Origin of the sequence: Sulfurirhabdus autotrophica (genome assembly GCF_004346685.1) — a bacterium.
In the GTDB taxonomy this organism is placed as follows: Bacteria; Pseudomonadota; Gammaproteobacteria; order Burkholderiales; family SMCO01; genus Sulfurirhabdus; species Sulfurirhabdus autotrophica.
The window spans coordinates 1-24,276 of the sequence record NZ_SMCO01000015.1; the positions used below are offsets into that span (position 1 = coordinate 1).

17 protein-coding genes are annotated in these 24,276 nt (G+C 44.3%); 8 read left to right on the forward strand and 9 right to left on the reverse strand.

The genetic code is table 11. The features are described 5' to 3' along the window. The first annotated feature begins 187 nt into the window (after positions 1-187). Positions 188-1,333, forward strand: coding sequence for an elongation factor P maturation arginine rhamnosyltransferase EarP (earP, locus tag EDC63_RS13350; RefSeq protein ID WP_124947173.1), 1,146 nt, complete (start codon positions 188-190; stop codon positions 1,331-1,333). Positions 1,334-1,376: 43 nt separating this feature from the next. Next, complete coding sequence (gene efp / locus EDC63_RS13355) at positions 1,377-1,937, forward strand: elongation factor P (protein ID WP_124947174.1); 561 nt, start codon at positions 1,377-1,379, stop codon at positions 1,935-1,937. Positions 1,938-2,018: 81 nt separating this feature from the next. Here the strand turns inward: efp and EDC63_RS13360 are convergent, their stop codons facing one another. Beyond that, positions 2,019-2,798, reverse strand: a complete 780-nt coding sequence (locus EDC63_RS13360) for an N-acyl amino acid synthase FeeM domain-containing protein (protein ID WP_124947175.1) — start codon at positions 2,796-2,798, stop codon at positions 2,019-2,021. 233 nt (positions 2,799-3,031) lie between these two features. After that, on the reverse strand, positions 3,032-4,645 hold the full coding sequence (locus tag EDC63_RS13365) for an NAD(P)/FAD-dependent oxidoreductase (protein ID WP_124947176.1): 1,614 nt from the start codon (positions 4,643-4,645) through the stop codon (positions 3,032-3,034). A 224-nt stretch (positions 4,646-4,869) separates the two neighbouring features. Between EDC63_RS13365 and EDC63_RS13370 the strand changes: the two genes are divergently transcribed. Both EDC63_RS13370 and EDC63_RS13375 read left to right on the forward strand, forming a co-directional pair. Further along, positions 4,870-5,154 carry a hypothetical protein gene (locus EDC63_RS13370; RefSeq protein ID WP_124947177.1) on the forward strand — a complete coding sequence of 95 codons (285 nt, stop codon included), beginning with the start codon at positions 4,870-4,872 and terminating at the stop codon, positions 5,152-5,154. Positions 5,155-5,222: 68 nt separating this feature from the next. Beyond that, positions 5,223-8,510, forward strand: a complete 3,288-nt coding sequence (locus EDC63_RS13375) for a glycoside hydrolase family 15 protein (RefSeq protein ID WP_124947178.1) — start codon at positions 5,223-5,225, stop codon at positions 8,508-8,510. Between the two features lie 78 nt (positions 8,511-8,588). On the opposite strand, the gene EDC63_RS13380 is transcribed toward EDC63_RS13375, so the two are convergent. The 5 genes from EDC63_RS13380 to EDC63_RS13400 form a co-directional block, all read right to left on the reverse strand. Then, the gene (locus EDC63_RS13380; protein ID WP_124947179.1) at positions 8,589-10,778 is read right to left on the reverse strand and encodes an EAL domain-containing protein; all 2,190 of its coding nucleotides are present in this window, start codon (positions 10,776-10,778) and stop codon (positions 8,589-8,591) included. A 115-nt stretch (positions 10,779-10,893) separates the two neighbouring features. Next, on the reverse strand, positions 10,894-13,086 hold the full coding sequence (locus EDC63_RS13385; protein ID WP_124947180.1) for an HDOD domain-containing protein: 2,193 nt from the start codon (positions 13,084-13,086) through the stop codon (positions 10,894-10,896). A 276-nt stretch (positions 13,087-13,362) separates the two neighbouring features. Continuing rightward, positions 13,363-13,719 (reverse strand): translation initiation factor Sui1, encoded by a 357-nt coding sequence (locus tag EDC63_RS13390; RefSeq protein ID WP_124947181.1) that lies wholly within the window; start codon positions 13,717-13,719, stop codon positions 13,363-13,365. Between the two features lie 28 nt (positions 13,720-13,747). Continuing rightward, positions 13,748-14,134, reverse strand: coding sequence for a type II toxin-antitoxin system VapC family toxin (locus tag EDC63_RS13395; protein ID WP_124947182.1), 387 nt, complete (start codon positions 14,132-14,134; stop codon positions 13,748-13,750). Continuing rightward, positions 14,131-14,379, reverse strand: coding sequence for a type II toxin-antitoxin system Phd/YefM family antitoxin (locus EDC63_RS13400; RefSeq protein ID WP_124947183.1), 249 nt, complete (start codon positions 14,377-14,379; stop codon positions 14,131-14,133). The genes EDC63_RS13395 and EDC63_RS13400 overlap by 4 nt, the downstream gene beginning before the upstream one ends. Before the next feature lie 155 nt (positions 14,380-14,534). Here EDC63_RS13400 and EDC63_RS13405 point away from each other — a divergent pair, with 155 nt between their 5' ends. From EDC63_RS13405 to parC, 3 genes are all read left to right on the forward strand, one after another. Further along, on the forward strand, positions 14,535-14,798 hold the full coding sequence (locus EDC63_RS13405) for a DUF4389 domain-containing protein (protein WP_124947184.1): 264 nt from the start codon (positions 14,535-14,537) through the stop codon (positions 14,796-14,798). Positions 14,799-15,007: 209 nt separating this feature from the next. After that, a complete protein-coding gene (gene parE / locus EDC63_RS13410; protein WP_124947185.1) occupies positions 15,008-16,978 on the forward strand; it encodes a DNA topoisomerase IV subunit B in 1,971 nt (656 codons plus the stop codon). Between the two features lie 177 nt (positions 16,979-17,155). Further along, positions 17,156-19,558, forward strand: a complete 2,403-nt coding sequence (gene parC, locus EDC63_RS13415; RefSeq protein WP_132920940.1) for a DNA topoisomerase IV subunit A — start codon at positions 17,156-17,158, stop codon at positions 19,556-19,558. A gap of 59 nt (positions 19,559-19,617) precedes the next feature. Here the strand turns inward: parC and EDC63_RS13420 are convergent, their stop codons facing one another. Both EDC63_RS13420 and EDC63_RS13425 read right to left on the reverse strand, forming a co-directional pair. Next, positions 19,618-20,526: a hypothetical protein gene (locus EDC63_RS13420; protein ID WP_124947186.1), complete on the reverse strand. Its 909-nt coding sequence runs from the start codon at positions 20,524-20,526 to the stop codon at positions 19,618-19,620. Between the two features lie 10 nt (positions 20,527-20,536). After that, positions 20,537-22,348: a S8 family serine peptidase gene (locus EDC63_RS13425; RefSeq protein WP_124947187.1), complete on the reverse strand. Its 1,812-nt coding sequence runs from the start codon at positions 22,346-22,348 to the stop codon at positions 20,537-20,539. An 805-nt stretch (positions 22,349-23,153) separates the two neighbouring features. Between EDC63_RS13425 and EDC63_RS13430 the strand changes: the two genes are divergently transcribed. Next, positions 23,154-24,116 carry a hypothetical protein gene (locus EDC63_RS13430; protein ID WP_223272291.1) on the forward strand — a complete coding sequence of 321 codons (963 nt, stop codon included), beginning with the start codon at positions 23,154-23,156 and terminating at the stop codon, positions 24,114-24,116. Positions 24,117-24,276: the final 160 nt, after the last annotated feature.

Consider the following 24,276-nt stretch of genomic DNA (forward strand, 5'->3'; position numbering starts at 1 on the left):
TTGAACAATCGCCCCAGAAAACGACTTGGATATCAAACGCCCAATCAGGTATTCTTCGAATCAACAGGCCTTGCACTTCAAACTTGAATCCGCGAAAACAAGTTAATTTTAGCACCATATTTTTCAGCGCTGACGTAAATCCAGCGCTTTCGAAGTTTGCGGGTATTTCGGCCAAGGGATAGCGTTAGTGAGTTCTGGTAAATCATGGGATATTTTTTGTAACGTCATTGATAACTATGGCGATATTGGTGTCTGCTGGCGACTGGCTAGGCAATTATCTTTGGAGCACCAATTGCAAGTACGCCTGTGGGTGGATGATTTGGGGAGTCTCGCAAAAATATGTCCGGGCATTGATCCGTTTGCAGATATCCAGTTTTTCAAGGGTATTGAGGTTTGTCACTGGGTTGTCTCTTTTCCTGATGTGAATCCGGCGAATGTGGTGATTGAGGCCTTTGCCTGCAAGTTGCCAGAAAGTTATATCCAGAATATGGCCGGGCTTGAAACCAAGCCTGTCTGGATTAATCTTGAGTATCTGAGCGCGGAAGACTGGGTTGCAGGCTGTCATGGTTTACCTTCGCAACATCCCCGACTGCCTTTGGTGAAGTATTTCTTTTTCCCCGGCTTTAATGCTAAAACAGGGGGGGTATTGCTAGAACAAGGCTTGATTTCCAGGCGTAATCAGTTTCAGCAAGATAGCTTGGCGCAGTCCAGATTCTGGGAATCTTTGGACGTTTCCCCTCGATGTACTGATGAAATCAGGGTTTCACTCTTTGGTTATGAGAATAGCGCTCTAGCCAGTTTGTTTGATACCTGGGCCAATGGGTCGCAATCTGTATTTTGCCTGGTTCCGGAAGGCAAGATACTAAGCGATGTCACTCGTTATTTTGGTCTTAACGCATTACAGACGGGAGCTGCCAAAAAAAGCGGTAATCTGACTGTGCAAGTGCTTCCTTTCGTTGAACAGGCTCGCTATGACGAATTGCTCTGGGCTTGCGATTGTAACTTTGTTCGGGGTGAAGACTCATTCGTACGTGCGCAATGGGCAGCCAAACCGTTTGTCTGGCATATTTATCCTCAGGATGAAAATGCACATATGAAGAAACTTATGGCATTTCTTTCTGTCTATTCAAAAAATCTGCCTCAGGAAACTGCAACAGATTTAAGGCGGTTTTGGGAGGCATGGAACCGAGCAGCAGGGGCAGGTGATTTATGGCATGCTTTCTGGCAGCACAAAGCGCTGTTTGAGGCTCATGCAGGGCAGTGGGCTAACTGTTTGGCAGAAAACGGAGATTTGGCATTAAATTTAGTGCAATTTTGCAAAAGTAAGTTATAATTTCGGGTTTTATAACCCGCTTTCAGTAGGGCGCAGTGTACATATGAAAACAGCTAAGGAAATTCGTTCAGGTAACGTCATTATGATTGGCAATGACGCAATGGTTGTTCAAAAGGCCGATTTCAGTAAATCCGGACGCAATTCATCCGTGGTGAAAATGAAACTCAAGAATCTGCTTACAGGTTCACCAAGCGAGAATATCTATAATGCAGATGAGAAATTCGAACTGGTTGTGCTTGAACGCAAGGAAGTAACCTACTCTTACTATGCAGAACCTTTGTACGTATTTGTGGATGATGAGTATAACCAGTACGAAGTTGAAGAAGACAACATGGTAGATGCACTCAACTATCTGGAAGATGGTTTACCTTGTGGTGTGGTTTTCTACAACGACAAACCAATTTCAGTTGAATTGCCGAAATATGTTGTACGTGAAATTATCTACACAGAACCAGCTGTTCGTGGTGATACATCCGGCAAGGTCATGAAGCCAGCCAAATTGGCTACCGGTTTTGAACTGCCTGTTGCCGCTTTCTGTGAAATTGGTGACAAGATCGAAATCGAAACTGAAACAGGTGAATTTAAGCGACGCATTGCAGCTTAAATTACTGCTGCAAATTTAAAATAAAAAAGGGACGCTACGCTGTCCCTTTTTTATTTCAATAATACATAGTTAAGCTACAAGTTATATCTCGTCCTGATTTCCCTTCTTTGTTGGGGCTTCTACAAGTTTTTCAAGAAGATCTGCAACACTCGATTTGTCAAAAAAATATGTGTATAGCTGTTTAGGTATATCGTCAATCACCAAAGCTGTCGGTTGATTCAGGCTCTTCTCAACATGGTCTTTGGTCAGTCGAAGTAATACGGTAGGCATTGCTCTATTTGAATCCTTCTCTTTGCCAAACAACTCAAATCCAAATGCATTGTGAAAGAATAATTGACGGCGGTTACTGGTTTCAACAAGTATATCGGTACATCCGTGAATGCGGGTGGCGTAAAGATAGGCTATATGGAATAGTGAAGATAGCACGCGTTTTGAACGGATATTCTGATCCAGAGCAATCTGTGTGAATTCACATACACGATGTCCCCGCTGACGAAGCAGGTCCATCTCCCTTTTATATAAGACATCAGCAGCCAGCCCGGCAGGAGAGTCGATGCTAAGCGTGATAGTGCCGATGGCAGTTTCACCAAAAAACATGGAAAACGTAATTTTGTTAGGGTGACGATTAAAATTGGTTACCGTCGAATTGCCCCATACATAGGCTTGTTTTATCAGCAGCGTCGCCGTCTGACATTGATCGCTACTGCATGGTAATTTGAGTTTGATCAGTTGGGTGGATAGTATTTTTTCTGATTTGTCGAGCTGTTCTAACCCTGGCATGGAAAGCGGCATCAGTCGACCGGCTGCAATGGCAATAGAAGTGCTGGTCTGGCTAGTTTGGTCATGTTTAGAGCTTTGCATTTCGTGCTACTCCTGAATACTTACTTTATCTAGTGAGTTGCACAGAACGTGCCAGCTTTTATATAAAGGGATATTTTCCAGCAGGCGTATAGCATTTCGTGAAAAGTTGGGTAAGCAGGTATGTAGCGATACTTACCAAAATCGTATTAAGCTGACAATTATGGGCACATTGCTTGGTAAGTACTTGCCATGGTTAAGGTCGAAATTAATAACTGATGATCAATGCAGATTGTCTACTTTGGCCCAATCTGATGCATGATGTTGAGTGCCAGTGCTTCAGCTACCTTGATACCATCTACTGCAGCTGAAAGAATTCCGCCTGCATATCCCGCCCCTTCTCCAGTAGGGAAAAGGCCTTGGGTGTTTATACTTTGAAAATCATCATTGCGTTTGATGCGGATAGGTGAAGAAGTTCGGGTTTCAACGCCGGTCAGCACAGCGTCGTGCATGGCAAATCCCTTGATTTGTTTTTCAAAGGCGGGTAATGCTTCCCTGATGGCTTCTATCGCAAAATCTGGTAGTGCTGTACTGAGGTCTCCCAGGTGCACGCCAGGTGTATACGATGGCTGGACTGAACCAAATGCTGTTGAGGGTTTTCCGGCAATAAAGTCACCTACAAGCTGGCCGGGTGCCTGGTAGTTTCTTCCGCCCAATTCAAAAGCACGCTCTTCCCATTTTCGCTGGAAAGCCATTCCGGATAACGGGTCGCCGGGATAATCTTCAGGGGTGATACCCACTACGATACCGCTGTTTGCGTTACGCTCATTACGTGAGTACTGGCTCATGCCATTTGTGACAACGCGACCTGGTTCAGAAGCAGCGGCCACCACAGTGCCACCGGGGCACATGCAGAAGCTGTAAACAGAGCGGCCATTTTTGCAATGATGCACGAGTTTATAATCTGCAGCACCCAGCAAAGGATTGCCCGCATATTTGCCAAAACGGCAATGATCTATCAGGGATTGAGGGTGTTCGACGCGGAAACCGATAGAAAAAGGTTTGGCTTCGATATACACCCCTTGATCATAGAGCATTTGAAATGTATCACGTGCGCTGTGGCCAATGGCAAGGATAATATTATTCGTGGCAATGCGTTTGCCGCTGGATAACACAACCCCGCTGACCTGCCCATTGTTGATATCAATATTATCGACTCTGCTTTGGAAGTGAATTTCACCTCCCAATGCTTCAATGGTAGCTCGCATTTTCTCTACAACACCGACTAATCTGAATGTTCCGATATGTGGTTTGCTGACATATAGAATTTCTGGTGGAGCGCCAGCTTTGACAAATTCGGTCAGCACTTTCTTGCCGTAATGTTTCGGATCTTTGATCTGGCTGTGTAGCTTGCCATCGGAAAAAGTACCCGCACCACCTTCACCAAATTGCACGTTTGATTCCGGATTAAGTACGCCCTGCCGCCATAGAGCGAATGTATCTTTAGTGCGTTCCCGTACTGCTTTTCCCCGTTCCAGAATGATCGGGCGAAAACCCATTTGTGCAAGAATAAGGCCGGCAAAAATTCCCGCCGGACCCATGCCAATAACCACTGGGCGCGTGGTTAATTGCGCAGGTGCCTGAGTGACAAACTGGTATTGGGTATCAGGTGTTAGCGAGAGGTGTTTGTCACTTTTAAGTCGTTTGAGTATGGCTTGTTCATCTTTAACTTCAACATCCAGGGTATAGATGAATGTGATATTGGATAATTTACGGGCATCGAAACCGCGTCTGGTAATAGTGAAGCTGATAAGTTGATCTGCCGGGATACATAGCCGCGTAAGTATGGCATCCTTGATATCGGATTCAGGGTGTTCAAGGGGGAGTTTAACTTCTGTTATTCGTAACATGCACAATATTCCAGATACATTAAGCTGTACAACCGTCAAGCAATGGTCATCAACCAAGATTCTCACATTTTACCTCAATGAGGTTGTTGAGGCATTAAAGACTGGAATAATGTGTGTTTGAGTAGTTGTTCTCAAGACATGCCGGGGGTATGATCATAACTGACTGCTGCTTATTGGCGGAAGATAATGAGTAAAGATTTTATTTTTTCAGAGGGGAATCCACGATGATACTTAGTCTTGTCCTCTCAACGATTGCTTTTTTTGTGGCTGCTTTTTATCTCAGGCGCTATCTGGATACGCAAGGAGTTAATAAGGGGTTTACACGTAGCGTGCTGGTATTTTTACTGGCTACTATTGTTTCCATAGGTACTTCATCAGTAATAGATTTTATCAGCACTGCGTTAGAGGGTGAACAATCACAAGTGGCAAGTACAGACCCACTTCAAATAAGCAATATAAACCAGTTAATGCACTCGCTTTCTGCCGTTCAGGGACGTCAGGCGCAGTAGGCTGGTTTCGGTTCTACTATTGAGGGCAGAGCATACAATGAAAAATTTCAAAAAAGTATGGTACTTCTATGGCTTTCAATAATTTCACTTTAGAAAAAGAAGGTGGTGAATCTTATGACGCTGAGCGTTATAAGCGAAAGGTTCTGCTCGAACAGTATTTTGAGCAGATTGATTCGGTTATTCTGTCTCGACAAAACCCCATAAGCGGTTTACTTCCTGCAAGTACCGCAATCACTGCCCATGGTGATTATACGGATGCCTGGGTACGTGACAATGTCTATAGTATTCTCGCTGTATGGGGCCTGGCACTCGCGTACCGTCAATTGGACCACGATGATGGCAAGGGATACCACTTGCAGCAGAGCGTTGTTAAGCTGATGAGGGGGTTGCTTGTTTCCATGATGAAGCAGGCAGACAAGGTTGAACGCTTCAAACACTCGCAACATACCGTTGATGCACTTCATGCGAAATATGATACCCAAACGGGAGATCCGGTTGTGGGCGATCAGGAGTGGGGGCATCTGCAGGTAGATGCAACTTCACTATACCTGTTGATGCTGGCACAAATGACCGCATCCGGTCTGCGTATTATTTTCACGATGGATGAAGTCAACTTCATCCAGAATCTTGTTTATTACATTGGTCGCGCCTATCGTACCCCTGATTATGGAATCTGGGAGCGGGGCAACAAAATCAACCACGGTATCGCTGAGCTTAATGCGAGTTCGGTAGGGATGGCCAAAGCCGCCCTGGAAGCGCTGAATGGGTTTAACGTATTTGGTGTGGAGGGTGGACAGGCCTCGGTTATTCATGTGGTGCCTGATGAAATAGCAAGGGCGCGCGTTACCTTGTGGTTCTTGCTTCCAAGGGAGTCCAATTCCAAGGAAACCGATGCGGCGCTGCTAAGCATCATCGGATATCCAGCCTTTGCGATGGAAGATGCGAAATTAGTTAAACGTACTCGCGATGTCATCCTGAGTAAACTGGGGGGGCGCTACGGCTGCAAGCGTTTTATGCTGGATGGCCACCAAACCATGCTGGAAGATGCCAGCCGGCTGCATTATGAACCATCCGAACTGAAGCAATTTGAGCACATTGAGTCTGAATGGCCGTTGTTTTTTTCTTATCTGGTGCTGGATGGGCTGTTTCGTGGTGATGAAGACCAGGTCAAAGAGTACAGCGTCAAACTGGAGACGCTTTTTGTTGAACAGAACGGGCAGCGACTATTGCCGGAACTTTATTATGTGCCAGCTGACAAGGTAGAAGCAGAAAGAGAGCAGCCGCAAAGTCAGGAGCGGGTGCCTAATGATAATGTTCCACTGGTTTGGGCTCAGAGTTTGTACTGGCTTGGAGCATTGATTCAGGATGGATTGCTTACTCTGTCGGATATTGACCCACTCAACCGCCGAAGCCGCCTTGGATACAATCGCCAGGTAAGAGTGCTTGTCGCACCAATGGCTGAAAATGAGAAGGTGAAGTCTCAGCTCCAATCTCAGGGTATCCAAACTCAAACTTTGGATGAGGTGGCGCCATTTAAGGTAAGGCAAGCTGAAGATCTGGCCAGCGCTTTTTTACATGTGGGTAAGAATGCAAAGTTAGGCCTTACAGGCCGACCTATGCGCAGACCTCGCGGTTTAACAACAAGCCATGTATACATGTTACGTGGGGAAAAAGTCGTTTTTCTGCCACAATTCATGGATAAACGTAATTTTTATTTAACCCTTGATGATCGTCTTATGGTTGAGCGATTTACGGGTGAATTGGCTTATCTTGCCCGGCACTGGGATAGTGCCGGGAACCCGCTTATCGTATTGTTGATTGATGAATCCATGCTCACCGACGAGTCGGCGGACAGATTAATAAATTGCATGCGTGAAATGCAAACCGGAATGTGTAATGGTGTGGCAGTGCGTGTAGGGGCATTGACTGATCTGGCCAAAGTGGCGGGAAAAGAGAGAATAGATTATGTGCCTGAATTTGCTTTTTCACCTGCTGCCATCACCCCTGAGTTACCCCGATGCAGTCTGGTACGTCATGATCCGGAACTGTGCCGGGTGCTGAGTGTACTTGAATTACCGGGATGGCAAGAAGAATTTGTGACAAAAGACGTGATTGTCCGTTTGTGGGCGAGCCGTAATTTACATGAACAAATTGCATTGCTGAGTTTGTTGTGGAAAGAACTGGGGCCTGATGCCGAAATCGGCTCTTCTGATAGTCCATGCACCATTCGTCAGTTTGTTGCTGAAATTTATGAGCTGGCTGGTGAAACGGATATATGGGCTGTCATTCGTCAAGCGGCAGGTTTGCTGGGCTTGCATGATGCGACTCTGGAAGATGCCGTTGTGATTATTGTCGTACGACAAAAACAGCTGGCTGTGGGTCGGTCCTATAGCAGCAACACACTTATTTCAAAGCCCGAGTGCAATGCGGACATTTTGGAGAAAATTGCGTTATCTTGCGGAGATGATGAGCGTGAGCGCATTTTGAATCAGGAAGTGATTTTGTATCTTGCCATGCTGATCAAGTCCGAAGCTTACTTGTTTGAGGGTATGCGTACCTTGCGCCCAGGTCATTTGTTACAACTGATAACCGGGCAGCTTGCTATGCAGCACGCAGTGCCACAGCATGCTGCATTCGATTATTTGGTAGGGCTGAGTCCGCATTCTTTGCTGGAAAACTTGCGTGAAGTACTCAGAAGTTATCAGGACATGGTCAAAGCATTGGCTAAAGTAGAATCCCTTAATGTTCATGGTGAGCCGGGTAGTCTTGCCTGGGTGCGATTTGATGCTGAAGATGACCCTTTAGAGTGTTCTGATACTCAGGCCTGGCGTGCCTGGCGAGAGTCACACGGCGTGATGACGCGAGTACGAGAAGAATTGTTTGAAGATATCTGGAACGCACTTGAGCATTGCAAAGGGATCATCATTGGGGACAGGTTTAACCCCGGTAATTGCCTGGATAGCGAGGTGATTCATGGTCAGATGACAGCAGGGGAGCGTAATTTTGCATTTCTGGTGGATCATCTGCTAAACAATATTGCGGCTCCAGATTACCGTCATCTCACCATGGAAGCGCTATCTGCACTGACAACCATTATCAAGGCTAATCCGGAAATACATTTGGATGATTATATTGTGCTGGATGTGTTGATTGGATATGCAGTTAGGTTAACCTGGCTTGACATGCATCCGACAGATACAGAGATATACAATGAAAAGCGAAGTGATGCGTGGGCGTATTTTTACCAGTGCTCACCCCATCAGGTGGGTAATGCGATTATGGCAGCATTTGCCTTCCTGGTGAAGAATGGTCGAGAGGCTGATTTGGAACCTGCATTGCTCGAACAAGAGCAATAACTGAAAGCCCGGGGCTTTCAGTGCAGTAGCCAGTTTGGCTAGAAGGTTAGATAAACTGAAATGAGTTTAATGTGCGGGCTAAAGCGATAAGATTTGCTGTTTAGGCGCTGCGCCATGCGTTGATCGCTCGTTTACCAGCAGTTTTGTGGCTTCTTCAACAGGTAACGGTTTGCTGAATAAAAAGCCTTGTATCTCACCGCATTTGAGTGTTCTCAGAAAGTTCATCTGCTCTTCTTTTTCAACCCCTTCTGCAATCAATTCAAGTTTCAGACCGTCGGCCATTGAGCACAATGCAGTAACAATCGAAGAGTTATTGGGATTTCCAGGCAGATCATGCACAAAGCAACGGTCAATCTTGATGGTATTAATAGGGAATTTCTTGATATATCCCAGTGATGAATAACCCGTCCCAAAGTCATCCAGAGCGATTCTGACGCCAAGTTTAGATAACTTTACCAACTTATCGTTGGTCATATTGATATCTCGCAGAATGGTGCCTTCAGTAATCTCAAGTTCAAGAACATGACCAGGTAAGTCAAACTCTTGCAGTAACTCCGAAATATAATCAACAAAATTCGGTTGTTCGATTTGCTGGCTGGAAATATTGACAGCAACTCTTAGCGGGTGCAAATTCATTTTTTCCCAGATTTTTGCTTGCTTGCAAGCACTGCGCAGCACAAACTCGCCAATGGGTACAATTAACCCGGTTTCTTCGGCAATAGGAATGAAATCATCAGGGGAAAGCATACCATGCAAAGGGGAACGCCATCTTATCAGTGCTTCCATTCCAGTGATGGTGTTGGCATGGGTCAGCACCTGAGGCTGGTAGTAAACGATAAATTCGTTTCTTTCCAAAGCCTTTCGCAGCAGATTTTCCAATGAGAGCTTTTCAGCAAATGAAACGTTCATTTCCTTGGCATAGAACTGGAAGCGGTTTCGTCCTTTGCCTTTGCTGTCATACATCGCAATGTCAGCATTTTTGATCAGTGTATCAATGGATTCCCCGTCCGTAGGATAGATAGAAATTCCCACACTGATTGAAGCGTAAACTTCATGGTTTTCAATTTCAAAAGGGAGCGCAAGGGAATCGACAATTTTGCTGGCAGCAGATTCGGCGTCTTCCCTGTCTTTAATCTGTGGCAATAAAATAGTGAACTCATCGCCACCCAGTCTGGCAAGGGTGTCGCCTTCTCTCAGACATTGTTTGAGCCGCGAAGCCACTTCAACCAGTAACAGATCACCAATTCCATGCCCAAGTGTGTCATTCACAACCTTGAACCGATCCAGATCCAGGAACATGACTGCAAACATATGGTTATTGCGCTTGGCTTGCGCCATAGCTAGTTCCATATGGTCTTTAAACATCATGCGGTTGGCCAGTCCGGTCAAAAGGTCATGATAGGCCTGGTAGTTAATCATTTGTTCCGCTTTTTTGCGCGGACTGACATCTTTTGCAACTCCGTATGTGCCTACATAACGTTGTGTTCCGCCAAGCTTGTCTTGTTCGTAAATACCAAAAGAGCTGAATTCGAGGGTAAGTAATTTGATTTCTTCACTATCGTCTTTGAACTCATTAAGGCATTTGACACGGATTTCCGTATTGCGTGTAGCGCGCTCCTCCGTCCTTTTTTCGTTCAGTGTGTAATTGGCGGTTTCCAGGTCTTCGTGGTATACGATATGAGAATAATGCTGGCCGATTAACTGTTCGGTTGGATACCCTAAAAGTGCTTCAGCACGGTCGTTCAGAAAATTAAAGCGACCTTCGGAATCCAATGTGTAAATAATGTCCGGGGAATTGTCTACAAGATAACGGTACCAGCGTTCTGATTGTTCCAGTTGTTGGACCAGATTTTCGTTTTCCTGTTCCAACTGTCTTTTCTTTAACGCGTTATCAACTGTTTTGAGTAGTTCGTCAGGTTCGTAAGGTTTTCTGAGGAAACTATAAGCACCACGATGCAAAGCGCTGATTGCCGAGTCGATGGATGTGTCGCCACTGACGACAATGATGGAAATGTCGATCAGGCTCTCGATGATAAAATCCATTACATCATGGCCGGTTACCTCGGGCATAAACAAGTCGAGCAGGACCAGATCAAATTGAGCGAACTTCAGGAGTTCGATTGCTTCCTGTCCCCCATTGGCACTCGTTACCGAGTACCCCATTGAGGTTAAGAGCGACTTCAAACTGTTTAGTAGTCGTGGCTCATCATCCACAATCAAAATTTCAGGCGTACCAGTAGCGCTCCTGAAATTGATAACTTCCGTCATTTTTCCCATCCTCCCTGCGAGCAGGCTTTATTGCCCGTTCGCAATGTGCTTTATTACAAAGTAATACACTTAAAATTGGTATTACTACTCCGCAAAAACTGTTTTTATAATTATTTTAATTTATTGGTATTAGTATGGTGAAAGTTGTACCTGATTTTATATCACTTTTACAGCTAATTTTACAATCCAGTTCATCTATGATGCTTTTAGTAATCGTGAGCCCCAAGCCGGCATGGCCTTTCCCCTTGGTTGTAGAAACAGGCTCAAACAGGTGGTCAAGGATTTCCTGCGGAATACCAGGCCCATTATCCTTGATAATGATTTCACAATAATTAAATTTATTTTTAACCACATTGTTACGGCTTGAGATGAACAGTTGTCCGCCTCTGCTCATTGCCTCTACTGCGTTTTTGATAAGATTGATCAGAACTTGTTTGAACTTGTTCTTGTCAGTCATGATGTGTGGCAGAGATGAGTCAAGATTTGACTCTACTTTGACTTGATTCGGTTCGAAAAGTGATTCCTGCATTATTCTGATCAGATCAAGGATGATGCCGTTGATATTTAACTCAGTCAGGTTGATCGCAGCATCAGTTGATTCGGTCAGTTGACGGATGATTTTGGCAACCCGGTCGATCTCTTCGTTTAGTATAAGCAAATCTTCTTGCGCGGGGTCCGCTTTATCCAGTTTTACACCCAGCGCTTTAATGTAGTTTTTCATGATGCTTAAGGGATTGTTTGCTTCGTGAACAATCTGCCTTGCTTTGGCACGCGTTGCAGTCAGCGTTTCAAGCTCGATGAGTTTGGTTTGTTCGTCACGTGCATGGCAAGCCGCCAGAGAATGGGTAGCTTGTTGGGCGAAAGCGGTAAGAAGCTTGGTCTGTTTTTCCAATCGGGGAAGCTGCGATTTGTGAATACCAAAAATAGCGACCCCTGCCTGAGTCTGCCTTGAAGTCATGGGTATACAGAAAATCCCCTCTGCTCCAGACAGTCGAACAATTTGCTCATCAATTAATGAGAGGTTCCCCTCATCCTGATAACTGAAAGAGTTTTGCGGTGACTTGCTTAAAAGCGCATCGGCAAGCATATTCTTGCCTTTTTCAAGCGGCATAACCAATTCATTAATCAGTTCGCTTTGGCCACCCATATTGTTGCCATAGATGATGTCGTATTCCTGGTCATAGAGGAAAAACATCGCATTTTGCAGGCCAAACAGGATATAAAAACTGCGTTGGATAGAAACCAGAGTGCTTTCTTGCGTAGCAATTCCGCAATTCAGGCTGGTTCCTTCTATAAGACTAATGTCCCTCACTTCCCGCGCTAACTGCAGTCGTTTCTGATTATCAACTTCAGATTTTGTAATTTTGGGTTCTTTAGAAGTAGTGACAGCTGCCGCTCGAAACTTTCTACGTTCTGACGCTTCCGCTGCGGGCAGAGCCTCCTGAAGCGGTTCTTCTTCAGTATTGGTATTGATGTCAATATCAAGGGACTGAGCAATAATGGCTACTTGTTCAGTAGCTGTTTGTAACATGCTTACAACGTCTTTTGCATCTATCCCAAGTAGCGATTCGGCGAGTGACACTCGATATTCCTGATCAAATTCATCAGAAGTTAAAACGTGTGCCAGCCGTGTGATTTTGATCAACGGGTGCGCATCTTGAATTCTTTCTTGTGGTTCATGATGATATAAAACGGCATCTGACATAAAAGAGCTCAGATTCCAGCTGTTGATAAGCCATGAACCCACTTCGTAATGGGTAATTCCCAGTTGCTTGGTTTCTAATAAACTAAATTCTGTTTCATTTTCAGATGAACCAAGCAGAGAAGCATATTGTTTAGGAAAGTTGCTCCAAAGCACCAACTGTCCAATGTCTAATAACAGGCCTGAAAGATAGGCTTCATCAGGGTAGGGGAAATTGACTTTGTGAGCAATCAGCTTGGCTAAAGTGGCTGAAGTCAGTGAGTTATACCAAAAGCGCTTAAGTGCGAATTCGGAGCTAAAGGTAATATTGCTGAAAACTTGCAGCACAGATGAACTGATTGCGATGGACTTAATTGCATCCAGACCAAGCAATATGAGCTTTTGTTCAAATACAGTAATTTTATGCGGTCTGAGATAATAGGCCGAATTAGCTGCGCCAAGCACCTTAGAGCTTAGCGCTGTATCTTTATTGATGATTTCCGCCAACGTCCTGAAAGATGAATTATCTCGGTTGCATGCTTCCAGCAATTTCAATAAAACATGAGGCAACGAAGGGAGATTCGTTACCTCAAGTCTTTCCAGTAATAGGGCGGAATTTTGATTCATAATATGATTTTTTATAATATTATCAGTCACTAGTCAACTAAATTCTGAGGGACTGCTTTAAGAAATGCATAAAGCATGCTCATTTAATTGAATATTAGTAATGGGTAAAATTTATTGCTAACCTTTATTTATCGACTGAAGCAAGACATTCTTGAATGAAATATTCTGAAGTTTGGAGGTGAGCTGTGAATTTTTATGGAATGGGGCGTTTCTGGATATTGCTGACGTTGAATTTAAAATCGTGAACCGAGTGGTTATATTATTGAGTTGTATTTTTTACTTTTTAACCGTCCATCCTTGTTTTTTTAATTCTTCTATCAAGTTTAAGCAGTGATCACCTTGTATTTCAATAACACCTTCTTTAACAGTGCCACCGGTTCCACATTTTTTTTTAAGTTGTTTGCTGAGTTCAGTTAGTTCAGGTAATGCGAGTGGCAATCCAGTTATGACAGTAACGCCTTTGCCTTTCCGCCCCTTCGTTTCAAGGCTTACCCGAACAATTCCGTCGGTATCTACGGGTGATTTATGTTGCTTGCAAATACAGTCGGCAACAGGTTGGCTACAGACTGGACACATCTTTCCATGTTCTGTTGAATAAACTAGTCCACCTGATCCGGAATTTTTTGATTTCATAGGACTTTTTTTCTCGCTTCAAGGAGAGTTAAATATGAATAATAGTGTCGCTATAGCGAGCAACAGTGTCATCGTGGGTGATAAGTCGCATTGGCTCGACAAGTGCTTGGGCCACTAAAAGTCGGTCAAAAGGATCCTGGTGATGACCAGGGAGTTCCTCTATTGCTACAGCATGCTCCGGCTCAATTGGAAGAAATCGGTACCCTGCCTGTGAGAAGTAATCTAACGCATCTCTGCCAGAAACAGGCATATCGCGTCGTCCCAAGCTATGTTTGATGGAGATTTCCCATATGCTGACAGAACTTATCCAGATTGTATTGCGCGCAGCCAGAATTAATTTTCGTGCTTTGTCAGATAAATTTGGATTGTCTGTGATGGCCCACAAAGCCACGTGAGTATCTAGCAAAATATTCAAGTTGCTGTACCACCAAGAAAAAGTTTCGCTACTTCGTCATTGCTTGCATCAATATCCGCAGGAATATCAAATGTACCCTTGGCTATCCCAATTCGCAGACCGGGTAGAGCAGTATCTATTGGCACCAACTTTGCTGCCGGACGACCGTTTCTGGCGATAACGATTTCACGTTCATTTCCTTGCTCAATTGCTTCAACTAGGCGAGACAAGGTGGATTTTGCTTGCAACATATTTACCGAATGCATAATTTTCTCCTAAATTATATAGGACTTAGTCTAGTCTAGCTAATATAAAAAATCAATGTGTCTGTTATTTGAACGCAAGGATCCATATTCTAATCACAAGTCAAAATGCAATTATATTGAATATTCAACAACAGCATTATTAAAGGAGGGTATGGATGTCGCAATATGATAAAAAACCAGAGAGCAGTATCTGGGGACGTGGGTTGGGCATGATTGTATTGGGTATTTTATTTAGCCTTGCGGGTACTGTCTTGTTCGTGGTTGCTGTGTTTCAGTTTGTATGTGTGCTGGCAGGCAATGAGCCCAATACCCGATTACTTGTTTTTGGGCGTAGCTTGAGTGTCTATATACAACAACTCGTTGATTTTCAGACTTTCAACTCAGAAGTAAAACCATTCCCGTTTAGTGACTGGCCATAATAATCCGTGGTGATGAAGGTGATAGTTAGCGAACACTATTGCCTTCATAGTGTTCCCAACGAAAACAGTAACTGAATTAATTTAAATTTGGACTTGGAGGTTTTGATTTGCGAGTTCTCGTGTTAAATTTGCCGAGGAGTGAATCAAAATTTAATCGCGTGGGTTAAAATAAGCCCAACTATAATCGCAACAAATGCAAACGAGTATTAATGAGTAAGTCATATTCAGATTCTTCAATCCGCGTTTTACGTGGTTTAGAGCCGGTAAAACAGCGACCTGGAATGTATACACGCACGGACAACCCGCTGCATATCATTACCGAAGTTGTTGATAATTCTGCCGATGAAGCCTTAGCCGGCTTTGCTAAAGTAATTGCCGTCCGTTTACACGCAGATAATTCGGTTTCTGTATCGGATGATGGTCGCGGTATCCCGGTTGGGATTCATCATGAAGAGGGGGTGCCAACCGTTGAGGTGGTGTTTACCCGATTACACGCAGGTGGAAAATTTGATAAAAAGGCAGGGGGGGCTTATCAGTTTTCTGGTGGGTTGCATGGCGTCGGTGTTTCTGTAACCAATGCCTTGTCTCATCGCCTTGAAGTGGAAGTCACTCGTGATGGTGGTGTGCACCGCATGGCTTTTGCCGGTGGGGATGTGGTTGAGCCGCTTGCCATGCTCCGCACTGCAGCAAAGCGCGCCTCCGGTACATCCGTACGCGTTTGGCCAGATGCCCAGTATTTCGATAGCGGAGAAATTCCCCCATCGCAATTAGAACGTGTGCTGAAAGCTAAAGCCGTTCTGCTACCGGGCGTACTCGTTAAATTGGCCATCGAAGGTAAAGATGGGCAGCTTAAAGAAGAGAAAGAGTGGATCTATCAGGACGGCCTTTCAGACTATCTCAAGTCGCAATTATCTGAATATCTGATAGACGGCCTTTTCTGGAAATTATCCAAATATGCGCCAGCATCCCATGAAACGTTTGCCGAAGGCGAAGGTGCTGAGTGGGCCGTAGCGTGGACGGACGAAGGCTCAATCGTGCGCGAATCCTACGTTAATCTGATCCATACCCCATCAGGTGGTACCCACGAATCAGGCTTGCGCGACGGCATATACAACGCCGTCAAGAGCTATATTGATCATCACAGCTTGCTACCCAAAGGAGTGAAACTCACGGCTGATGATGTGTTCAGTCGCGTTTCTTTTGTACTGTCGACCAAAATGCTGGACCCTCAATTTCAGGGGCAGACCAAAGATAGGTTGTCTTCGAGAGATGCATTGCGTTTAGTGACGGCTATGGTGCGCGATCCTTTAGAGTTGTGGCTCAATGAACATCAGGAACAGGCAAAAAAGATTGCCGATTTCGCAATCAAGGCCGCTCAGGTAAGACAACGTGCAGGTCAGAAAATCGAAAAACGCAAGTCATCCGGCGTGGCAGTGCTACCAGGTAAATTGGCGGATTGCCAGTCAGATAACCTGGAAGAACGCGAACTCTTTCTGGTCGAGGGTGACTCAGCTGGCGGCTCTGCCAAGCAAGGTCGCAATAAAGACACACAGGCTATTCTGCCATTGCGTGGCAAGGTGCTGAATACTTGGGAGCATGAAGCAGACCGTATTTTTGCTAACAATGAAATCCATAATATCGCTGTAGCACTGGGGGTTGATCCTCATTCGCCTGACGATACGCCGGATATGTCCAATTTACGATACGCCCGCGTGATTATTCTGGCGGATGCTGACGTGGATGGAAGCCATATACAGGTGTTGTTGCTCACGCTGTTTTACCGTCATTTTCCAGCATTGATACGCGCAGGCAGGGTATGTGTCGCTCAGCCACCGTTGTATCGCGTAGATGTGCCAGCCCAAGGCAAGAATAAACCGGCACGTAAGTTTTATTGCCTGGACGATGGTGAACTGGAAGTTACGCTGGACAGATTGCGATTGGAAAAAGTACGGGATGGATCGTGGCAAGTATCGCGCTTTAAAGGATTGGGTGAAATGAATCCGGTGCAGTTATGGGAAACCACCCTTAACCCCGATGCGAGGCATTTATTGACACTGCGTACCGACGATTTTACTGGCTACGTCCGTGAAGTATTTAATAAACTGATGGCAAAATCCGAGGCTGCATCACGTAGAGCGTGGATGGAGGAAGCAGGCCATTTGGTTGAAGCTGATGAGTGATGCTGTTTTTAATAGGCGCATCAATATTTTTAGCTGAAACACTGTCAGTCGATAAGCTCAAGTAATGACATAAGATAACAGAAGGTTCCCTCGCCCCTTGTGGGAGAGGGCAGGGACAGGGGGATTCTCCTCAAAACCCATTCCCACATGTATAGACTAAAGATTATGAGTAATAAAATGAAGGATTCAATCGATAACAATACCCCGGATCTATTCGCAGAACCGGAAGGCCTGCCTGATGCCCATTCAGATGTCGCTCTGGAAGAACCTGCGCAGCCACCTGTGCCGCCCATAATTACAGATGAACCAAACGGCGAAGAACCGGATGAAGAACTGGCAGCCTATGCCAAATCAGCATATCTCGCTTATGCTATGGCCGTATCTAAATCTCGTGCGATCCCAGATGTGCGCGACGGACAAAAGCCGGTACAACGACGCATACTCTTCGCTATGCGCGAAATGGGCAACGAGTGGGACAAACCCCATAAAAAGTCAGCGCGTATCGTCGGTGATGTAATTGGTAAATACCACCCACATGGTGACAGTGCCGTATATGAAGCTGCAGTACGTATGGCACAAGATTTCTCGCTTCGCTATCCATTGATCGATGGTCAGGGAAACTTTGGTAGCTTGGACGGCGATTCTGCCGCTGCCATGCGTTACACTGAAATTCGTCTGACACCGATAGCTGAACTATTGCTCTCTGAGCTGGATCAGGGGACAGTCAGTTTTCGGCAGAATTACGATGGCTCATTCCAGGAACCAACCGTATTGCCGGCTCGTTTGCCTTTCCTGTTACTGAACGGCGCGTCTGGCATTGGCGTGGGTATCGCCACTGAAGTTCCGTCACACAATCTACGAGAAGTCTGCGAAGTGGCTGCCCAGATGGTCGAAACTCCTTCGTTTACCGAAGCCCAGATGCTCGATATGATTCCAGGGCCGGATTTCCCGGGTGGTGGTCAGATTCTCTCCAGCGATCAGGATATTCGTAACGCTTATACCTCAGGTCGCGGATCGATTGCAGTCAGAGCGCGCTACATTTTCGAAGAAATGGCTCGCGGACAATGGCAGATGGTCATAACAGAGCTACCCCCTGGGGCTTCTGCTGCCAAGGTGCTGTCGGAAATTGAAACCCTCACCAATCCCCAGCCAAAAATGGGGAAAAAAACCATTGATCAAGGGCAAACACAGACAAAAACCTTGTTGTTGTCCTTGCTCGATACTGCTCGTGATGAATCAGACAAAGAACAATCAGTCCGTATCGTGTTCGGACCCAAAAGCTCTCGAATCGACCGAGACGAATTCGCACGTACATTGCTAGCTTATACCAGTCTGGAAACCACCGTTTCCTTCAACTTGGTTCAGGTGGGACTAGACGGCAACCCGATGCAGAAATCGTTGTTCACGATTCTTACTGAGTGGTGCCAGTTCAGGGTGGCTACGGTTGAAAAACGTCTGAAATTCAGATTAGGGAAAGTCAATGACCGTATCCATATTTTGGAAGGTAGACACATTGTCTTCCTGAATATTGATGAAGTGATCCGGATAATTCGTCAGTCCGATGAGCCAAAGTCAGCCCTGATAGAGCGATTCGCGCTTTCTGACAGGCAAGCCGATGACATCCTTGAAATACGCCTGCGCCAGTTATCGAGACTGGAAGGCATCAAGATCGAGCAAGAAATAGCCGAACTGATGAAAGAACGTACAAAGCTGGAAGCCATACTAGCCAGTCCAGCTAAAATGAGAACTCTGGTAGCTAAAGAAATCCGTGAAGATACCAAGAAATTTGGCGATGATCGGCGCACATTGATTCAGACAGAAAAGCGCGCCTCGTTATCCGAAGCCGCAGTTTTGGACGAGCCAGTCACAATTATCCTCTCCGAAAAAGGCTGGCTAAGACAACGTCAGGGGCACGGCATAGATATTGCCACATTATCCTTCAAAGAGGGCGATAAACTCTTCGCCTCAATAGAGTGTCGATCACCAGATTCGCTCATTCTGCTTAGCTCAGATGGTCGTTCCTTCACGCTGATCGCGTCACAAATCCCCGGTGGAAAAGGGGATGGTGTGCCAGCTCCTTCGGTGGTTGGCATACAGGCAGGCACCAGTATCGTCAGCATCATGACCGGCCAACCAGAAGACAGAGTATTGCTATCAAATTCTGGCGGTTATGGTTTCGTCACCAAAATATCCGAAATGCTCACGCGCCAGAAAGCGGGAAAACTGCTCATGACACTTGAGGAAGGTGAGAAAGTTTTACCCCCAGTATTGCTACCAAGTGGATCTCTTGAATTACAGCGTTATGTAGCTTGCGTATCCAGCAGTGATAAGTTGCTTGTGTTCCCGTTAGGTGAAGTCAAAGAAATACCTAAAGGCAGAGGTGTGATATTGATGGGTTTGAGTAATCAGGAATCTTTAAAGCTGGTTTGTGTTTTTGAAGATTTACTTACTGCAAAAGGTGTCAGGAGAGGTAGGTCGATTGAGGAAGCGCCATTATTTGAAATAGGCAAACGTGCACGCAAGGGAAGTCTGCTTAATTTGAAGGTAGAAGGGTTGTACGCAACCACCGTGTCTAAATGAGTTGCTTTCAACCGATCTCTTTGCAAATAAATTGATATTTTAGCGTATAGGTATGTGAGTTAAGGAAAGTAAGTTAAAGTCGGTTGCAGCGTGATAGTGTTGCCGCTTATATCGTAAACTTGAGCGCTTATGATGCTGAAAGCTGGCGAACCGGAAAGACCGCGGGGGTGTACTATAAAAAACTGTAGGTAGCGTGGGTCAATCCCTTGAGGTGCGATGATATCAACGTAAAGCTTTTGTCCATCTTGATGCCAGTAAACCATTCGTTGAGTTTTACCAAAAGCGTCTGGTGTGGTCGAGCTTTTTCGCACTTCAGATTCAGGCACATAAATATTAAGGTCGTTTGGATTTAAGATGGTTTTGTCGAAGTCAATTATCATCGAAACGGCCCCAATAAGAGTGGTGCCGCTGAATTTCACTTTTGCGTTTGGTGCGGGTTCTAGTTTGCTAAAGTCAGCGGAAACACTACCACTACTGACTTGGTGCTTGAATTGATCGGAGTTTCCATTGCCAGAAATAATTTCCAACCCAACGTTGAAAGGGTTGCTTGCCCCAGAGCTATTATCGCTAATACCATTAAGTGCAACCGTTAAGCTGCCTTGCCCCGAAGCTACCCCCAATGGTAAGTCAGTTACTAACATGGTTTGTAGGGGTTCATGACCAAAAATCCAAGAGACATAACTATCTAAATAAGATGAATAGTGCTGTCCATATGCACGGCCATCTGTACGGAGATTAAATACAGACCGAACTAGACCCAGAGCTTTTAAATCCCAGTTCTGACCGTTAGCATCTTTAAAAGAGACGCTGACATTGTCTTTGCGTGCATTTTCAGACCCGCCAATCATTAGGGATATAGTGTCTCCAGGCCGTGCTATTCCCGGAAAAGTATTAAGGCTTGTGCAGCCGACAAAAAAAGTAGAGGCACACAAAGCAAATACCCCAAGTAATTGGGTCAAATATTTCATAAATTTCTCTTTAAAATCCTAGCAATCGCCGCATGAGTAAAACATCCCTTATGTCCAACACTCCATCATTGTTCATATCAGCTAGTAATTTCTCTCTTATTGTAGGTGTGTCCAGCCCTTCTACGAAACGAGTTAATATTAGCAAGTCAGAGATATTTACTTTGCCGTCAGGTGCACCTTTTGGCGAAATATCACCCTTGTTTGAAACAGTAGGATTAGTGCCATAAGTGAATATCTCTGCCCAATCAGATAAGCCATCTCCATCGGTGTCTGCGTTAATCGGGGAAGTACCATAAAATAACTCGTCATCATGATTGAGTCCATCGCCGTCAGCGTCAAGACTAATCCGCCCAAACCCTGTTCGGAAATCAAAGCCAGCAGTGCTGATATCTTTAACGGCAGCTTGAATTGTTGCTCTCAACTGGGGTGGGGTCATGTTGGGGTTTTTGGCCAGCAGTAGAGCTGCGGCCCCAGCTACGTGGGGTGAGGCTGCAGAAGTGCCAGCAAAAGAACTTGTAAGAGATGTCTGTACCCTGTTAGGTGCGGATATTTCAGGTTTTGGATTGCCATTGGTTGTGGGGCCTTCTGAGCTGAAATATTCAACTGAGTCGTTAAGGTCTACAGCCCCAACGCCTAACACATTAGCGCAGTCAGCTGGTTGTAGAAGGCTGCTGGCTGGCGTGAATTTACCTAATTCTGGACCTGTAGAAAATAGCGTTAGAGGCAAATTCGTAGTTGATGAACTTACTTTTTTTACAACGATATAGTATGTCCCGTTTGAAGGCGGCGTGTAATCTATAGACTCATATGGATAGGGGAAATAGGATGGACCGCTCCCTGATTGCTTATTTTGAGAAGAAGCGACTAACGTGCCGCCATTATCCGGATTCCCATTATAAAGGTAAAGATTGTAATCCACTTTTGTTGATGGGTATGCATCCCAGTTAAGTATCAGCGATACTGGGAATCCGGCAGAAAGGATAATTGTGTTGAAGTTTTGACCTGTTGAAAACTCATGCCGTAAGTCGTTGTTTATGTCAGTAAAGGTGCCAAGATAATGTGCGGCGCGAGCATTTCCCATGGCATTTACCCACTGAATTCCTTTGCTATCAGCGCTATTGGCTGTGGTGCAAATAGAACCAGTGCCGTCATAAAATGCCGCACCAAACCAAGCAACAGAATGGTTAATAACTCGTACGCCAGCAGCTGCCATGTCATTTAAAGCTTGAGAAAGCTGAACTTCAGTACTGATTTTTGCAAGATAGAGGGAAGCACCAGGTGCCATCTCGTGGACGATCTCAGCCACATTTGTACCGTGATCAATTCCTCCTGTTCCTGTACCTGTATAGTCAATAATACTTAAATTGGAGGGTAAGTCCCCTGAAGCCTGAGCGGTGGATAAACTGGCAAATCCAAGGTCAATGATGCCAATTTTAATCCCCGCGCCCGAATTGCCAATAGCTTGCATATCAGCTGCACCCGTTTTAGCTACGCCTTGTCCAGTGACGGAAACCGCTTCGTGATGGTAGGGAAATCGAGCCAAGGTTGTTGATGGGAGACGCGAGAGTAGTTTAGTTAACTTGCCGGCCGGGATGGAAATCTCATGTAATCGTCCTTGATTATAGCGTACCACTCCACCTTGCGCTTCTACATCAGTCGCAAGCAGAGTATCTGTTTCAAGAATGATAGTAACGGGTTTTGACGCCAACGCAGGAATGTTGGAAACACGATTCACATGCTCGCTTACCCTACCTTCGATCATGGCGCCAGTCTCTATAGGAGGGGCGGCAAAGGAAATAGTAGTGGCAAAAAACCCTGCCAATGAAATGTAAGTTATGTTTTTCAGCTATGTCTCCTCAAGCTGAGAAATGTTCTATTAGGGATGGAACATTAGGTTTTTAGAGAAATATATTATTATATGATTATAAATTAGCTGAATTATCTACCTATTTCAGTTTCATGGGCAATAAAAATTAAATTTCGAGTAGCAAAATTGCATTATTTTTTTGTTAAAAAACGATATTTGATTGTACGTGGTTAAAGATAACCCATGATGATTTTGTTAAATATTAGCAATTGTTTAAACAATTAAATATAGTGAAATATATAGTAAAAACAAAATGTTAATTGTATTTTAAGATATTGGCTAGTTGTTTCAGTGGAGGTTTCTGCGTTAGTAATTATTGCAATTTTAATGGTGAGTTTGCTGATAAAAATGTCGAAAATTTTTACAATCTAATATTCAAAATGAATAATTTTTATATTTAATATTATCAATCCGTTGGCTATTATATTTAATATTTTTGATTCAGAATATTTGATAAGTTTATCAAATATTAACTCAAAATTTGTCGAAAAATTTTACATATTTTTGCAAAAGTATACTTTTTTAAAAAATATGGTTAGCTAATGTAATGATATTTTGTGACAAAATTATTATGGTACAGAATTTGCTAGATTGTTTGGAGTGCTTAGTAATAAAATACTAATCAAATTAAGTGCACACATACTAAAAACAAAATGGCTTATTAGTATTGGAGATGAAACCTATAACTTGATATTTTTTTCTATGTTTAAACTTATTCAATGCAAATAATTTAAAATTTAATAGGGTGTTGTTTTTTTTTTTGTGGCTTGCGTTTTTATGTGTTCGTATTAAAGTTAGTTTTTATGCGGTATTTTATTTTAATAACTGGAGGGGATTTATTATGATTAGAAACATTAAAAAAATATTGGTGATGGTTGCCATGATGGCTTGGGTGCCATTCGCCTTTGCAATGTCCCCTTACATTAAGGGTAATAGTTTGGCAGCAGGAGACATTAACAGTGTAATGTCGCAGGCAGAGACAAAGTTGAAAGCCGCTGGTTTTAACGTAATAGGCGCATACCAGCCTAAAGGTATTTCCGATAGCGGCGTAGTTGTAGTCACTGATAAAGCCATTCTGGATACCATTGCAAAAATTGGTGGTGACGTAATTGTTGGTGCCGGCATTCGTGTGGGTGTGAAATCAGACGGCACATTATCTTATATGAATCCAGAGTATTGGTATCGTGCCTATTTCCGCAAAAATTACGATGCAAACCAAGCGCCAGTAAAAGCTTTGCAAGCACATCTGAAAGAAGCTCTGGGTGCAGGTGAACAGTTTGGTGGTGAAGTAGATCAAGCTAGCTTGGCAAAATATCACTATATGTTTGGAATGGAATACTTTGATGACAATCGTGATTTAGTTGCACACGAAAGTTTTGAAAAGGCAGTAGAAACTATTCGTACAAATTTGGCTAAAGGTGCGGGTAATGCTACTAAGGTGTACGAAGTAATCATGCCTGAGAAGAAAATTGCCGTTTTTGGCGTTGCAATGAATGACCAGAAAACCGGTGACGGCGTTTGGGTAAATAAAATTGAAGGATCAGATAATATCGCTGCGTTGCCCTATGAAGTTTTCGTTGTAGGTAATCAGACACAAGCGTTATATGCACGCTATCGCATTGCCCTTGGATGGTCGTCACTTAAAATGACCAGTTTCGGTAAGATCATGGCAACTCCAGGTAATATTAAATCTACCTTGAAAACAGTAGCTGGTATTGAATAAGGCTCACGGGACGATTAGTAAATAATGACTGTTTGAAAATATGAAGCAGCATGGCGGGTATTTCTGTCATGCTGCTTTTGTATTTTTGAAGATTAATAACATCAGTAATCTCTAATTTTGTAATTTCTGTAACTTTCTTCAGAATTTGAATGAAGATTTA

Bases quoted from the DNA above. Each gene is read 5' to 3' on its own strand.
- EDC63_RS13380 (WP_124947179.1), bottom strand. From the start codon at position 10,778: ATGACGGAAGTTATCAATTTCAGGAGCGCTACTGGTACGCCTGAAATT.
- EDC63_RS13360 (WP_124947175.1), bottom strand. From the start codon at position 2,798: ATGCAAAGCTCTAAACATGACCAAACTAGCCAGACCAGCACTTCTATT.
- EDC63_RS13405 (WP_124947184.1), top strand. From the start codon at position 14,535: ATGTCGCAATATGATAAAAAACCAGAGAGCAGTATCTGGGGACGTGGG.
- EDC63_RS13400 (WP_124947183.1), bottom strand. From the start codon at position 14,379: ATGCATTCGGTAAATATGTTGCAAGCAAAATCCACCTTGTCTCGCCTA.
- EDC63_RS13420 (WP_124947186.1), bottom strand. From the start codon at position 20,526: ATGAAATATTTGACCCAATTACTTGGGGTATTTGCTTTGTGTGCCTCT.
- efp (WP_124947174.1), top strand. From the start codon at position 1,377: ATGAAAACAGCTAAGGAAATTCGTTCAGGTAACGTCATTATGATTGGC.
- parE (WP_124947185.1), top strand. From the start codon at position 15,008: ATGAGTAAGTCATATTCAGATTCTTCAATCCGCGTTTTACGTGGTTTA.
- EDC63_RS13370 (WP_124947177.1), top strand. From the start codon at position 4,870: ATGATACTTAGTCTTGTCCTCTCAACGATTGCTTTTTTTGTGGCTGCT.
- EDC63_RS13365 (WP_124947176.1), bottom strand. From the start codon at position 4,645: ATGTTACGAATAACAGAAGTTAAACTCCCCCTTGAACACCCTGAATCC.
- parC (WP_132920940.1), top strand. From the start codon at position 17,156: ATGAAGGATTCAATCGATAACAATACCCCGGATCTATTCGCAGAACCG.
- EDC63_RS13375 (WP_124947178.1), top strand. From the start codon at position 5,223: ATGGCTTTCAATAATTTCACTTTAGAAAAAGAAGGTGGTGAATCTTAT.
- EDC63_RS13390 (WP_124947181.1), bottom strand. From the start codon at position 13,719: ATGAAATCAAAAAATTCCGGATCAGGTGGACTAGTTTATTCAACAGAA.
- EDC63_RS13385 (WP_124947180.1), bottom strand. From the start codon at position 13,086: ATGAATCAAAATTCCGCCCTATTACTGGAAAGACTTGAGGTAACGAAT.